Source organism: Halolamina litorea, from assembly GCF_026616205.1.
Classification (GTDB): domain Archaea; phylum Halobacteriota; class Halobacteria; order Halobacteriales; family Haloferacaceae; genus Halolamina; species Halolamina litorea.
Genome location: NZ_JANHGR010000001.1, coordinates 232,493 through 245,585, shown reverse-complemented (window position 1 = coordinate 245,585; position 13,093 = coordinate 232,493). Strand labels below are relative to the sequence as shown.

The following is a 13,093-nucleotide window of genomic DNA, read 5'->3' as shown; positions in this document are numbered from 1 at the left end:
TCGACCAATAGCGTTCCCCCGCGCCGGCAGCTACTTGTCGACTGAACGTTTAGTCAACATCCATATGCCGGCGATACAGGTCGACGGGCTCACCAAGCGCTTCGGGGAGACCGTTGCGGTGGACGACCTCTCGTTCACCGTCGGGTCGGGGGAACTGTTCGGCTTGCTCGGCCCCAACGGCGCCGGGAAGTCGACGCTGATCAACATGCTCGTGACGCTGCTGCGGCCCACTTCGGGCACGGCGCTCGTCGACGGCCACGACGTGGCCAACGAGACCGCCGCGGTCCGCAACAGTATCGGGATCGTGTTTCAGGAGCAAGCGCTCGACGAGGAACTCACCGGCGCGGAGAACCTCGCGTTCCACGCGCGGCTCTACGGGATCCGCGGGGAGAAGCGCGCCGAACGGATGGACGAGATCCTCGACCTCGTCGGGTTGCAGGAGCAACGCGACGATCAGGTGAGCACCTACTCCGGCGGGATGAAGCGCCGCCTCGAAATCGGCCGCGGGCTGCTCCACGAGCCCGCGGTGTTGTTCCTCGACGAGCCGACGACGGGCCTCGACGCCCGCACACGCCGGGACTCCTGGGAGTACATCCGCCGGCTGAACGAGGAGGCCGGCGTCTCGGTCGTGCTCACGACACACTACATCGAGGAGGCCGAACAGCTCTGTGACCGCGTCGCGGTCGTCGACGACGGCCGGATCGCCGCCATCGACTCCCCGAGCGCGCTTACGGGGGCCATCGGCGGCGACGTGGTGACCCTGGAACTCGACGGCCCGACGGCGACGCTGCGGACCCGGCTCGACGGCGAGCCGTGGGTCGCGGAGGTCGCCGACGACGACTCGGGGCTCCACGTGACGGTCGACCACGGCCGGCAACGCATCGCTGACCTCGTCCGACTGGCCGACGACGCAGGCGCCTCGGTGGCCGCCGTGGACGTGCGCGAACCGAACCTCGAAACCGCGTTCCTCTCGCTGACGGGTGCGACCATCGCCGAACGCGAGGCCGACGCCGCGGGCGGCAGGGCGGGGTCGGCCGGTCGGACCGACGCCGTCGTCGGGGGGGAGGCCGACCGATGAAGCGCATCGGCCCACTGGCCATCTACGCACTCTGGCTCAGGGACGTGAAGCGCTTCGCGCGCACGCCCTCGCGGATCGTCGGCTCCGTCGCGACGCCGCTGCTGTTCCTGGTGTTCCTGGGCTTTGGCTTCAGCGGGGCCGCGATCCCCGGCCTGCCGGAAGGCGTCGACTACCTCCAGTACCTCGTGCCGGGGATGGTGGGGTTCACGATGCTCTTCGGCGCCTCCTTCGCCGGCATGTCGATCCTCGCCGATCAGGACGTTGGGTTCCTGAAGGAGATCCTCGTCGCCCCCGTGAGTCGCACGTCGATCGTGCTGGGCCGTATCGCCGGCGGGTCGACGACGGCGATCGTACAGGCGACGCTGATCCTGCTGCTCTCGATCCCGCTGGGGTTCGAGATCGACAGCCTGCTGGGACTCCCGGTCGCGGCGCTGATCCTGCTCCTGATCGCGACCACCTTCGTCGGCTTCGGCGTCGCGCTGGCCTCGCAGTTCCGCGACAGCGAGGGGTTCGGGCTGGTCGTGCAGTTCGTGATCTTCCCGATATTCTTCCTCTCGGGGGCGATCTACCCCATCGAGAGCCTGCCCGGGCCCGTGAGCGTCATCGCGCTGGCGAACCCGCTGTCCTACGGGATCGACGGCCTGCGTGCGGTGCTGGTCGGCAGTTCCACGTACCCGCTGGCGCTCGACATCGGCGCTCTCGTGGTCTCCTCGGTGATCACCGTCGCCGTCGGGACGTACCTCTTCGAGCGCGTCGAGGCTGTGTAGCCCCGCCGGGCGATTTACCTGTCCGCCGCGCTACGTTCCCACATGGCTGATTTCCAGATCGGGCGGATCTTCGGGATCCCGATCAAGATCGACGTGACGTTCCTGCTGGTGCTCCCGCTGTTCGCGTGGCTCATCAGCTCACAGGTGGGCTACTGGGTCGAACTGCTCGGCATCCTCCCGACGGGCGTACCCGGTGAGGCGGCGCTCACCGAGGGCATCACGCCGTTCGTGCTCGGCACGGCGTGTGCGATCGGTCTGTTCGCGGGCGTGTTGCTCCACGAGCTCGGCCACTCGCTGGTGGCGATGCGCTACGGCTTCGAGATCGACTCGATCAAGCTCTGGCTGCTCGGCGGGATCGCCCAGTTCACCGAGATGCCCGAGGACTGGAAACAGGAGTTCCTCGTCGCCGTCGCCGGCCCCGTCGTCAGCGTCGCCCTCGGCGTCGTCTCCTACGTCGCGTTCACCGCGGTCCCGGCTGAGCTCCCGGCCGCGCGGTTCGTGCTCGGCTATCTCGCACTGACGAACGTCTTCCTCGCGGTGTTCAACATGCTGCCCGGGTTCCCGATGGACGGCGGCCGCGTGCTGCGGGCGCTGCTGGCGCGCAACCGGAGCCACGTCCGCGCGACCCAGATCGCTGCCACCGTCGGCAAGGGGTTCGCCATCCTGCTGGGCTTCCTCGGCCTGCTGCAGTTCAACCTCCTGCTGATCGCGGTGGCCTTCTTCATCTACATGGGCGCCTCCGGCGAGGCCCAGCGCACGGTCCTCAAGGCGGCCTTCGAGGGGACGACCGTTCGCCAACTCATGACGCCGGCGGCGGAGCTCCACACGGTCCACGAGGAGACGACGGTCGCCGAACTGCTCCAGAAGATGCTGCGCGAGCGCCACACCGGCTACCCCGTGCTTCGCAACGGTGACCTCGTCGGGATGGTCACCCTCTCGGATACCCGGTCGGTGCCGGAGGTCGAACGCGACGCCTACCGCGTCGAGGACGTGATGGACGGCGACGTGGCGACGCTCGACCCCGACAGCGAGGTGCTCGACGCCCTCGACACGATGCAGGCTAACGGCGCCGGGCGGCTCCCCGTGGTCGACACCGAAGGGAACCTGGTTGGGCTGCTCTCCCAGTCGGACATGGTGATGGCGTTCAACATCTCCCAGTCCACCGGGGCACTCGAGACGCTCCGGGCCGACCGAGGAGTGTAGCCTACACCGCGTCGATCCCCTCCTTGCCGGTCCGGATCTGGACGGCGTGACTGACCGGGAGCACGAACACCTTGCCGTCGCCCTTCTCGCCGGTGTGAGCGGCGTCCCGGATGGCGGCGACCACGTCGTCGGTCGGTACGTCCGCGACGACACACTCGATCTTGGCTTTCTCGTGGAGGTCGACGGTGTACTCCTCGCCGCGCCACTGTTCGGTCTTCGCCGGCTGGGACCCCCGACCGCGTACGTCGGTGACCGTCAGCGAGGGCGCACCGACCTCCGCGAGTGCGGCCTTCACGTCGCTCACTTTCTCCCGACGGATGACGGCGACGACCATCTCGACACCGTCGCTCGCGGCGCTCTCACTCATTCGCCTCACCCCCGTTGGCCGCAACGTCGTTCGGGTCGGTCCCGTCGGCGGGCGCGTCAGCGGGTCCCGGGACGCCGCCGTCGGTCTCGACACGGCCGCCGTCGGCGGTCATCGTCGGCTCGGGAGCGCCGTCGCCGGTGAACTCGGGGTAGACAGAGACGCCGTGTTCGCCCTCGTCGAGACCCATCTCCTCCTCGGCCTCGGTCACGCGCAGGCCGAACAGCGCGTCGGCGATGGTGAACGCGACGGCGGTGGCGCCGGCGGCCCAGAGCGCGAGGACCGCGACGCCGACCACCTGCATTGCCAGCTGATCGACGCCGAGGAAGCTCCACGAGCTGCCCTGCACGCCGAACACCGGGATCAGGATCGTCCCGAGCGCCCCCGCGGCGCCGTGGACGGGGAAGACGCCACAGACGTCGTCGATACCGAGTTCGTCGACGACGAAGCGGTAGGTCGGCAGCACGATGGCGCCGCCGAGGCCGCCGAGGATCAGCGCGCCCCACCACGTGACGTGGGGCACCGCGCCGGTGACGGCGACGAGTCCGGCGAGCAGGCCGTTGGCGGTCCAGAGCGGGTCGGGCTTGCCCTGGCGGCGGGCGGAGGTCACCATCGCCGCCAGCGCGCCGGCGCTCATCCCCAGCGTGGTGTTGAGCGCGACGCGACCGAGCTGTGCGCCCAGCAGTTCGTTGTCGGCGTTGAAGATGGCGGAGGTGCCGACGTTGAAGCCGTACCAGCCGAACGCGAGGATCAGCGTCCCGAGCACCGCCAGCAGCATCGAGTGGCCCGGGATGGGCTGGCTGTTGCCGTTCGAGTCGAAGCGGCCCTTGCGCGGGCCGACCATGTAGGCGCCGACGAGGCCGGCGATGCCGCCGAGCATGTGGACGACGGTCGCGCCCGCGAAGTCGAGGTAGCCGACGCCGATGAGGTCGCCGACGAAGCCGGGGTTGTCACCCGCAGCCAGCAGGCCGCCGTCCCACGTCAGCCCCGTGGCGACGGGGTAGATCACCGCGGTCATCGCCGCCGCGACGAAGACGTAGGCGGTGAAGTCCATCCGCTCGGCGACGGCGCCGGAGACGATAGTGGCGGCGGTCATCGCGAACACCGCGCCGACCAGCCACGTGATCCACGTGCCCGAGTCGGAGATGTAGGCGAACGCCGCGCCCACGTCGACCGCCGACGCGCTCGTCAGGCCGGCGACGACGACCGAGAGCCCGAAGCCGATGACGAAGTACGACAGCACGCCCAGCGTCCAGTCGGTGACGTTCTTCATCAGGACGTTCCCGGCGTTCTTCGCGCGGACCTGCCCGGCCTCCAGCAGCGCGAACCCCGGCTGCATGAAGAAGATCAGGAACGCGACCACGAGCGCCCAGACGGTGTTGATCCCGTCGGCGACCGCCGGCTCGACGGGCATCAGTGGTCACCTCCGTTCCCGATCGAGGTATTTCGACTGATCCCGAAACCGATATCGAAAAATCCCCCACGATTAACGCACTCAACAGGCAAGACTGCTACGTTCGTTGTCGCCATGTACAGTCCACTCTCTGTTACTGGTGGTACCTAATGGTTCGCTTGCGCATCACGTAGTTTCTGTTGAATGATTCGACGAACAACCAAATTTCTTGGTTTTCAGCCCGATTCTGTAGTGTAAAACCGTTACAGACTGACTATTTCCCATAGAAGACGATGTGTTGGGTGGTGGCCTCGTCGCTCCGGCGCCGACGGACGCGTTTTTACGCGCTGGGGCGCTACGCTCCCGTAATCGATGACCTTCGAAGATCTGCCGACCACCCCACGGTCGGAGGAACTCCTCGACAAGGCGTTCTCCCGGGCCGCCCGGACCGGGCGCGCCAAGTCGCCCTACGAGGCCCAAGAGGCCATGCTGCGGACCGCCGCGAACATCCTCTCGGACAACCTCCAGAACGTCGTGACCGCGTGGCCCGACTTCGACTACGTCGACCCGTTCTACTACGAACTCGCCGACGCCATCGTCGACGTGGACCGACTCCGACAGGCACTGAGTCAGGTGACGTGGGCGGGCCGCCAGATCGAGTCGATCCGCGAGGAGTACGCGACCAAGATCCGCAACTCCGACACCGACACCGCGCGCAAACACCGGAAGCAGGCGTTCGCCCGGATGGCCGACATCACCGAGCAGATCGCCGAGGACCTGCTGGCCATCGGTAAGGCCCGCGACGAACTGAAGACGCTGCCGGACATCCGGCCCGACGAACCCGCGATCGTCGTCGCCGGCTACCCCAACGTGGGGAAGTCCTCCTTCGTCAACGAGGTCACCAACGCGAGCAACGCCATCGAGTCCTACCCGTTCACGACGACGGCGGTCCACGTCGGCCACTTCGAGCACGACCGCATCCGCTACCAGATCGTCGACACGCCGGGGCTGCTCGACCGCCCCGAGGACGAGCGCAACGACATCGAGCGGCAGGCCGTCTCGGCGCTCCACCACCTCGCCGACGCCGTGCTGTTCGTCGTCGACGCCTCCGGGGAGTGTGGCTACCCGCTTCCCTCCCAACTCGAACTGCGCGACGAACTCCGCGCGGCGTTCGACGCGCCGATGGTCACCGTCTGCAACAAGTCCGACCGCTCGAGGGACGTTGAGGCCGACGCCTACATGAGCGTGCTCGAAGGCGAGAACGTCGACGAAGTGCTCGACACCGTCGTCGAGGCCGTCGACTGGGCGCCCGACATCCCGGCCTCCCGGAAGGACTGAACGGCGGCGTCGCCGCCCGTCGACTCGATGGCGGTGTAGTGGACCTCGACGACCACGCCCTCACCGTCACCGAGCCCGAATGGTCCGTTTTCGATGGCGTTGATCCGATCGGCGAGCGGGCCGGCCAGCGCGGGCGGGTCCGTGCCCGGCGGGTGGCCGACGGTAACCACCACCCGTTCGGGGCTCCTGAACGGGAACGCCGCGCCGTGTTCCACGTCGAAGGAGACCAGCGAGAGCGACGGCGACATCGAGAGCAGTTCCGTGGCCTCGCCGCGGGCCTCGTCGGCGAACGTCGCACGCTGGGTGGCAGCGTAGGTCGCCCCCACGAGCACCGAGGAGAGCACCAACACCGTGAGCGCCAGCGCACCGACGCGTTTCGCCGTCTCCCGGCGGGCCTCGTCGGCCTTGAACCACTCCTCGGGCTGGTAGCCCTGGTACCAGAACACCACCAGCGCCACGAGGTTGATCGAGAGGAAGTTCACCGCGACCAGTACCGCCGAGCCGACGACGGCGCCGGGACGCCCCCACGCGAGGCCGATGCCGACGACGGCGGTCGGTGGCACCAACGCCGCGGCGATCATCACGCCCACCAGCGCCGAGGAGACCCCCGAGGAGAGCGAGAGCGCGCCGGCGATCCCGGCCGCGAGCGCGACCACCAAGGAGGGGACGCCCGGCGAGAGTCGCTCTCTGACCTCGCCGATGGCGAGCACCTCGCTCGGACTCAACGGGATGATGCTGCCGTAGCGCAGGACCCCCGCGAACGCCGCGGCACTCGTGACCGCGAGCAGCGCGCCCATCGCTTGGAGCTTGATGCCGCGGACGAACAGCCCCCGGTCGTCGACGACGCTGCCGACGCTGGTGGCCATCGCCGGCCCGATGAGGGGGGCGATCACCATGGAGCCGACGACGACCGCCGGCGAGTCGAGCAACAGCCCCGCGGTGGCGACGACGGCGCTGATCGCGGTCATCAGGAGGAACGGCACCCAGTCCGGCGCCAGGTCGGCGGCCCGCGCGGTCAGTTCGTCCCGGGCGATCCGGTCGCCCTCCTCGCCGGAGGTCCACTCGTTCTCCAACTGCTCGTAGCGCTCGGAGACGACGGTCTCGGCGTCGAGCACGACGGTGTAGGCGTCGCGGTCGATCCCGGTCTCCTCCCGCAGTTGGTCGAGCACCGGCTCGACGGCGTTCGTGGGCAGCGGGAAGGAGACCAGCGCCGTGTATCGCCGGCCGCTGGTTTCGTCGGAGAGCGCGTAGTCGATCCCGTTGTCGTCGAGCACCGAGAGCACGGCCTCCCGCTTCCCGGTGGGGATCATCACCTGTACGAGTCGCACGGCTCACCCTCTCGGCGACCGAACAAATAGGCGACGACCGGGAAGCCGCCCCCGAACCGATCCGGGCCGCTTTCCCACACCGACCCGCGACGGCCGGTATGGCGCTGGACGCCGGGACGCAGGCGGGGTCGCCGTCTCGGTGACGCTGCTGACCCCCCACGCGGTGCTCGACACCGTCGGCGTCATCGGCACCAGCGCGTTCGCGTACGATCCGCCGGCCCGGTGGTCGGCCACCGCCACCTGTGCGCTCGTCTGGTGAGTGTGATTCGCCGGACTGGCCGTCGCCGGGCGGCTGGTCGGCCCGCAGGGGGTCGGCTTTTAGGCGTGAAAGACGGTCGGGGGCCGTCAGAACGAGTCCTGTTCGGCGCCGATCAGGCCGTGGTACTGGGCGACCCGATACGCGGTCACGAGCGCGAAGCCGAGCGGGACGAACACGAAGAAGCCGACGACGGCGTCGATCCGCGTCAGCGGGCCGGGGAACTCCCCGCGCGCGAACGGGGGAACGGCGATCAGTACGAGCGGGAAGAGGACGAGGCTCACCGTCATCAGCGCCGCCATGAGCCTGTTCCACGACTGCTCCCGGCTCATTGGCGCACCTCCTGTTTCCGCGGCTGCGCCGGTGGCGTTTCCGGATCGGCCGCCCAGTCGGCCCGCGACCACGCCATCGCCTCCCGGACGCGCTCGGCCGCCGTTCTGAACTGCGTGTCGTCGGCCCGCGACTCGGCGAACCGGAGCCGGTGGAGCAGGCCGTCCATGTTCGCGTTCTGGATGCCGAGCCCCGGACGACGGTTCACCTCCAGAACCATCGGGCCCCGGTCGGCGTCGAAGACGATATCGACGCCGGTGTAGCCGAAGCCGGAGGCGATGGACGCCCGTGTCGCCGTTTCGAGCACTGACTCCCACTCCGGGATGCGGAACTCGAGGGACGCCCCCGTGTCGGGGTGAACGTCCACGAACGCGTTCCGGGTCTGTTGGTAGCCCCCCGAGGCCGTCCCCGAGGCGATGTCGACGGCGACGGCGACGGCGCCGGTGTGGATGTTTGCCGTCCCATTCGACTCGACCGTCGGGAGCCGAACCATGGCCATGATCGGGGTCCCCTGGAGAACGATGACCCGCAGGTCCGGGACGCCGCTCTCGACGCGGTCGGCCAACAGCCCGTCGGGTTCGACGATCGCTTCGACGACCGCGCTGCTTCGGGCCCCGTAGTCGGCGTTCCCGCCGAAACAGAGCTTCCGGACGTGGGAGACGACCGCCTCCTCCGTGAGCTTCCCCCGGTTCGTGGCGAAGCGCCCGTCGCCGCTGTCGCGGCCGCGAACGACGAGGATCCCCCGCCCGCCGCTCCCGTCGGTGGGCTTGACGACGAACCGGTCGTGCTCCTCGAGGAACGAGCCGAACGCCGCCAGTGTCGCCTCGTCGTCGACGACCATGAACGTCTCCGGCGTCGGGATGTCGAGGCCGTGGAGGAGCCGCTTCATCTGCACCTTCGAGAACCCCGACATGAGGGGAGCGGGGTTGTACCGGCTGATGAAGTCCCGGTTCCGGGTTCGCATCGTGAGCACGCCGGCGGCGCCCTCGGCGCCGAGGGAGCGGCGGAGCTGCCTGAATCGGAAGTACTCACCGAGCCGGACGTTCGTGCCGGCCCCGAGGTAGATGTTGACCGCGGCGAGGCCGACCCAACTCTCCGGGTTCTGGCTGATCACCGAGACGAGCGGTTCGTAGCTGGCGACGAGCGCGGCCGCGACGATGCCGACGAGCGTGAACGTGAGCCGCCGGGCTCCGGGCGCCCAGCCGGTTTCGGAGACGCTCTCGACGAACCGTTCGGCGTACCACGTGGTCAGGATTATCGGGAACAGCAACACCGTGTTCAGGGCCGGGATACCCTGTACCTGTCCGACCGCCTGTACGGTGAACGCCGCGATACCGGTGATGACGAGGAGCGCGGCGACGCGGTGTGGCGTCCCCAGATCGAGACCGGTCATCGCGACCCGAGCGGTGACGGTCACGACGAAAAGGTACGAGATCATGAAAAATGCCCAGACTGGGCCGACCTCGATCCACGCGAACGCCAGGATCGCCGGCCCGAACACCCCGAAGGTGGACATCCCGGCCTCGTTTCGGAGGATCGCGATGACCGTCCCGGCGAGCATCAACTGGAAGATGAACGTGATCGACGACGTGACCGAGAGGAACGACGGGACGTTCGTTCGCAGAAAGAGCGTCGCCAGCAACAAGCCGATCAGGAGCGCGAGAACGGACGTCTGATCCCTCCAGTTAACCATGCCCTACTACACAATCACGTCTGCTTAACCCTACGGGTTAGTTGATACGTTCGAGAAGACGAAATTTGTTGTCCGGGATCGAGCGGCCCGCGTCGTCGGGTGGCCCGTACCCGTCCGGAGAACGGGGCGTGGGCGGACTACTCCTCGGTCGACCCGTCGTCGCCGTCGTCCGCGTCCTCGTCGCCGTCGGCGCGCTTCTTGGCCGCGTAGCCGGCGCCCGCCGCGCCCGCTGCCCCCGCCGCGGCGCCGAAGCCGGGGCCGCTCGTGGACGTGGTGTCGGCCGCGTCGGTCGCGGTGTCGGTGGCAGCGTCGGTCGCTGCATCGGTCGGGGCCTCCGTGTCGGTCGGTTCGGCCGTCTCCGTCGCCGTCTCGGTCTCGGCCGGCGTTTCGGTCTGCTCGGCGGCGTCGAGGTCTACGTCCGCGCGGTAGGTCACGATCTGGGAGCCCGAGGGGACGCCGACGAAGACGGCACCCTCCGACTCGTCTTCCCAGACGACCGGCGTCGCAGTAATGCGCTGTCCGGTGTCTGCCTCCCAGAGGATCTCGCCGGTCTCGTCGTCGAGCGCGTAGAGGTGCCCGCCCGAGGAGCCGCTGAACACGAGACCGCCCGCGGTCGGCGTCGTGCCGCCGGGGTAGACCACGAAGGAGTTGTTGAACAGGTCCTGCGTGTCGGGGAGTTCGGTCCGCCACGCCTGGTCGCCCGTGCTGAGGTCCGTCGCGGTGACGTAAGCCGTGTAGTTCTCGCCCTCGATGCTGGCTTCCTGTCCGCCCCCGGAGATGTCGTCCTCGCCGTCGGGGCCGGTCCCCATCCCGGGCGTGCCGACGCCCTCCTCGGGGTAGCTGAAGTCGTTCATCCAGAGGATGTTCCCGGCGTCCTGCGAGCCGGAGTATCGGTAGCCCGTCTTCGGGCTGAGGCCGTCGGCCGGGTAGTTCGAGGCGCCCGCCGCCGCGGGCCAGACTTCCGTGGCGTTCTCCTCGCCCTTGCCGATGAAGCTGTGGATGTTCTTCTGTTTTGCGTAGGGTTCCGAGCGGGAGAGCAGCTGGCCGTCCTCGATGTCGTAGACGTACACCCAGCCGTTCTTGTGCTCGTAGACGACCGCACGACGCTCCTCGCCCTCGATCTCCACGTCGACGATCGACGCCACGAACTGGCCGTCGTAGTCCCAGTGGTCCTGCGGGGAGTTCTGGTCGTTCCACTTGACCTCGCCCGTGTTGGCGTCGAGGGCGACGACGCCGGCGCTCATCTGGTTCGGCCCCGGCCGGACCATCGGGTTCAGCATCGGCCGCGGGTTCCCGGCGTTCCAGACGATCGTGTCCGACTCGGGGTCGATCGCCGCGGCGTTCCACGGGGAACTGTTGGCGTGCTTCCAGAGGTCACCGAGCCACTCGTCCTCGGGGGCGAACTTCGTCGTCCACTCGACCTCGCCGGTCTCGGCGTCGAGCGCCATCGCGTGGGTGTGGCCCATCAGGGAGTTGTCCCCGCCGACCTGCCCGACGTAGACGGTGCCGTCGTAGACGTGCGAGGAACCCGAGTGGGAGTAGCCGATGAACGGGAACGGGAGGTTCTGCAGCGACGGCAGCGCCTCCATCGAGTCCGTCTCCCACTGCTTCTCGCCGGTGTAGCGGTCCAGCGCGACCATGTGGAGGTTGGCCGTGCCGAAGATGACCTTGTCCTGATAGACCGAGACGCCGCGGAAGCGCGGCTGGATCTCGTAGTCGGCGTCCTCGGGGTAGGCCCACTGGAACGTCCAGTACTCCTCGCCCGTGCGGGCGTTGACCGCCCAGACCTTCGTGTCCGCGCCGATGAAGTACATGACCGGCGGCGTGTCGCCCTCGCCGGGGACGATGGTCGTCGTCGTCTGGAGCCCGCCGCTGCCGGTGTCGAGGGTGTAAGCTTCCTCGAGCTGGTCGACGTTCTCCGGCGTCAGCGCCTCGCTGGGCGAGTAGCCGGTCTGTTCGTGCCCCTTGTTGAAGTGGAGCCACGAGTCCGTCCGGTCCTTGTCGTTCCGGAGCATCTCGTCGGTCACGTCCGAACCGGGGGCCTCGCTGTTGGCCTGCAGGACGTTCTCGCCGTAGGCGTTCTCCCCGGTGTCGATGTAGTTCATCCGCTCTTCGGGGTCGTCGACCTCGTCGTCGAGTAGGTCGCGGTCGATCGCCTCGGACAGTCGCTCGTCGTCGGTGTTCTCTGTGGCCATTGTGTTAGATGGAGATGGAGTCGATCTTCACGTTGCCCGGGTCGCGGCTCTCCTCGTCGATCCAGTGCATGTGGACCGGGAGCATCCGTTGGGCGACCTCTTGGAGTGCGATACTCGTGGTGAACAGCGCGCCGAGTTCGGCGTCGGTGAAGCGATCCGAGTCGGTGCCGGCGGCTTTCGCTCCCTCGGTCATGAGGTAGAAGCCGGCCGTCATGCCCCGGACCTCCCAGATGCCGTCAGCGAGGATCTGCTCGTCGAACAGCACCTGGTCCTGATACAGGTGGTCGTCGAGGTTCTGGAGCCAGAGGAGCACCCCGCCGGCCGCGCGCTGCGTGATCGGCGGCAGCACGTCGGCGAGCTGGTGTTCGGCCGGGATGTCGCCGGAAGCGATCCAGTGGAAGTGGCTCAGCTTCTCGGCCTGATTGATCACCGGGGCGACGAGGTCGACACCCGCGGTGCCGCCCAGGTCGAGGTCCGAGAGCGGTTCGACGGCCGCTTCCGACCCGAGGAACGCCCGCGTACTCGTCGTCAGGCGCTCGGGGTTGAACGCCGGCATGTGCTCGTCGAGGCTCTCGAAGAACCCGGCCTCCTCGAGGTGGCCGTAAGTGGCCCATCCGGCCTCCGCGATGTCGTCGAACGCCGTGCCGGGCGACTCGAAGGCCGCCCCGCTCTCGACGGTCGCCGGCGCCGCCGACAGCGTCGCCGCCAGTTCGGCCTGTTGGTCGGCGAGGAGGCCGGCGTCGACCTGACCGGCGATCTCCTCGCTCACGGCGGCGCCGACCGAACTGAGCGCCTCGACGTTCGAGGCGTCGACCGTCTCGTTCAGTTCCCCCACCGTCACTCCGGCGGCGCCGACCGCGCCGGCGACGCCGAGAGCCTTGAGGAACTCCCGACGCTCCTCGTCGCTGACTGTGGTGTGTTTCTCGTACTTGCTCATACGTCCGTAGTAAACGGAGGAGCGGCTGATAGTTATTTTGGAACTGAAGGTATATTGCTGGTTTTATGTGAGAGTTGCTTCTGCTATCGGTCTATTACTGAATGAATAACCCACAGAGACGGCGAGACACGACGACGGCACGGAAGGAGGACGGCGACGAGGTCGCCCCCGCTACCGCGGCGTCAACTGGTTCTGAGCGCGTCAGCCGGTG

At 68.3% G+C, this 13,093-nt stretch carries 11 protein-coding genes; 4 read left to right on the top strand and 7 right to left on the bottom strand.

Features of this window, described 5'->3' with window-relative positions; genetic code table 11:
• Positions 1 to 64 precede the first annotated feature (64 nt).
• Genes NO998_RS01220 through NO998_RS01210 form a run of 3 tightly spaced genes read left to right on the top strand, consistent with a single transcriptional unit; the run spans position 65 to position 3,048 of the window.
• Entirely contained in the window at positions 65 to 1,078 is a 1,014-nt protein-coding gene (locus NO998_RS01220) for an ABC transporter ATP-binding protein (protein WP_267645167.1), read from the top strand.
• Complete coding sequence (locus tag NO998_RS01215; protein WP_267645166.1) at positions 1,075 to 1,845, top strand: ABC transporter permease; 771 nt, start codon at positions 1,075 to 1,077, stop codon at positions 1,843 to 1,845. The genes NO998_RS01220 and NO998_RS01215 overlap by 4 nt, the downstream gene beginning before the upstream one ends.
• Positions 1,846 to 1,887: 42 nt before the next feature.
• Positions 1,888 to 3,048, top strand: coding sequence for a CBS domain-containing protein (locus NO998_RS01210; protein WP_267645165.1), 1,161 nt, complete (start codon positions 1,888 to 1,890; stop codon positions 3,046 to 3,048).
• A 1-nt stretch (position 3,049) separates the two neighbouring features.
• Here NO998_RS01210 and glnK1 read toward each other — a convergent pair whose 3' ends face one another.
• Together glnK1 and NO998_RS01200 are read right to left on the bottom strand one after the other, a co-directional pair.
• Entirely contained in the window at positions 3,050 to 3,415 is a 366-nt protein-coding gene (glnK1, locus tag NO998_RS01205) for a nitrogen regulatory protein GlnK1 (protein WP_267645164.1), read from the bottom strand.
• Positions 3,408 to 4,826: an ammonium transporter gene (locus NO998_RS01200; protein ID WP_267645163.1), complete on the bottom strand. Its 1,419-nt coding sequence runs from the start codon at positions 4,824 to 4,826 to the stop codon at positions 3,408 to 3,410. The genes glnK1 and NO998_RS01200 overlap by 8 nt, the downstream gene beginning before the upstream one ends.
• A 351-nt stretch (positions 4,827 to 5,177) precedes the next feature.
• Here NO998_RS01200 and NO998_RS01195 point away from each other — a divergent pair, with 351 nt between their 5' ends.
• A complete protein-coding gene (locus NO998_RS01195; RefSeq protein ID WP_267645162.1) occupies positions 5,178 to 6,143 on the top strand; it encodes an NOG1 family protein in 966 nt (321 codons plus the stop codon).
• Here the strand turns inward: NO998_RS01195 and NO998_RS01190 are convergent.
• The 5 genes from NO998_RS01190 to NO998_RS01170 form a co-directional block, all read right to left on the bottom strand.
• Positions 6,041 to 7,471, bottom strand: coding sequence for a TIGR00341 family protein (locus NO998_RS01190; RefSeq protein ID WP_267645161.1), 1,431 nt, complete (start codon positions 7,469 to 7,471; stop codon positions 6,041 to 6,043). The two genes, NO998_RS01195 and NO998_RS01190, sit on opposite strands and share 103 nt — an antisense overlap.
• A gap of 345 nt (positions 7,472 to 7,816) precedes the next feature.
• Entirely contained in the window at positions 7,817 to 8,059 is a 243-nt protein-coding gene (locus NO998_RS01185) for a hypothetical protein (protein WP_267645160.1), read from the bottom strand.
• Positions 8,056 to 9,750 (bottom strand): sugar-transfer associated ATP-grasp domain-containing protein, encoded by a 1,695-nt coding sequence (locus NO998_RS01180; RefSeq protein WP_267645159.1) that lies wholly within the window; start codon positions 9,748 to 9,750, stop codon positions 8,056 to 8,058. Before NO998_RS01180 ends, NO998_RS01185 begins: the two co-directional genes overlap by 4 nt.
• A gap of 137 nt (positions 9,751 to 9,887) precedes the next feature.
• Positions 9,888 to 11,945: an outer membrane protein assembly factor BamB family protein gene (locus NO998_RS01175; RefSeq protein ID WP_267645158.1), complete on the bottom strand. Its 2,058-nt coding sequence runs from the start codon at positions 11,943 to 11,945 to the stop codon at positions 9,888 to 9,890.
• Positions 11,946 to 11,949: 4 nt separating this feature from the next.
• Complete coding sequence (locus tag NO998_RS01170; RefSeq protein WP_267645157.1) at positions 11,950 to 12,882, bottom strand: twin-arginine translocation signal domain-containing protein; 933 nt, start codon at positions 12,880 to 12,882, stop codon at positions 11,950 to 11,952.
• Positions 12,883 to 13,093: the final 211 nt, after the last annotated feature.

What these genes read in the sequence shown, in the direction of transcription:
- NO998_RS01195 (WP_267645162.1), top strand. Translation starts at nt 5,178, where the DNA reads ATGACCTTCGAAGATCTGCCGACCACCCCACGGTCGGAGGAACTCCTC.
- NO998_RS01220 (WP_267645167.1), top strand. Translation starts at nt 65, where the DNA reads ATGCCGGCGATACAGGTCGACGGGCTCACCAAGCGCTTCGGGGAGACC.
- glnK1 (WP_267645164.1), bottom strand. Translation starts at nt 3,415, where the DNA reads ATGAGTGAGAGCGCCGCGAGCGACGGTGTCGAGATGGTCGTCGCCGTC.
- NO998_RS01210 (WP_267645165.1), top strand. Translation starts at nt 1,888, where the DNA reads ATGGCTGATTTCCAGATCGGGCGGATCTTCGGGATCCCGATCAAGATC.
- NO998_RS01200 (WP_267645163.1), bottom strand. Translation starts at nt 4,826, where the DNA reads ATGCCCGTCGAGCCGGCGGTCGCCGACGGGATCAACACCGTCTGGGCG.
- NO998_RS01185 (WP_267645160.1), bottom strand. Translation starts at nt 8,059, where the DNA reads ATGAGCCGGGAGCAGTCGTGGAACAGGCTCATGGCGGCGCTGATGACG.
- NO998_RS01180 (WP_267645159.1), bottom strand. Translation starts at nt 9,750, where the DNA reads ATGGTTAACTGGAGGGATCAGACGTCCGTTCTCGCGCTCCTGATCGGC.
- NO998_RS01175 (WP_267645158.1), bottom strand. Translation starts at nt 11,945, where the DNA reads ATGGCCACAGAGAACACCGACGACGAGCGACTGTCCGAGGCGATCGAC.
- NO998_RS01170 (WP_267645157.1), bottom strand. Translation starts at nt 12,882, where the DNA reads ATGAGCAAGTACGAGAAACACACCACAGTCAGCGACGAGGAGCGTCGG.
- NO998_RS01215 (WP_267645166.1), top strand. Translation starts at nt 1,075, where the DNA reads ATGAAGCGCATCGGCCCACTGGCCATCTACGCACTCTGGCTCAGGGAC.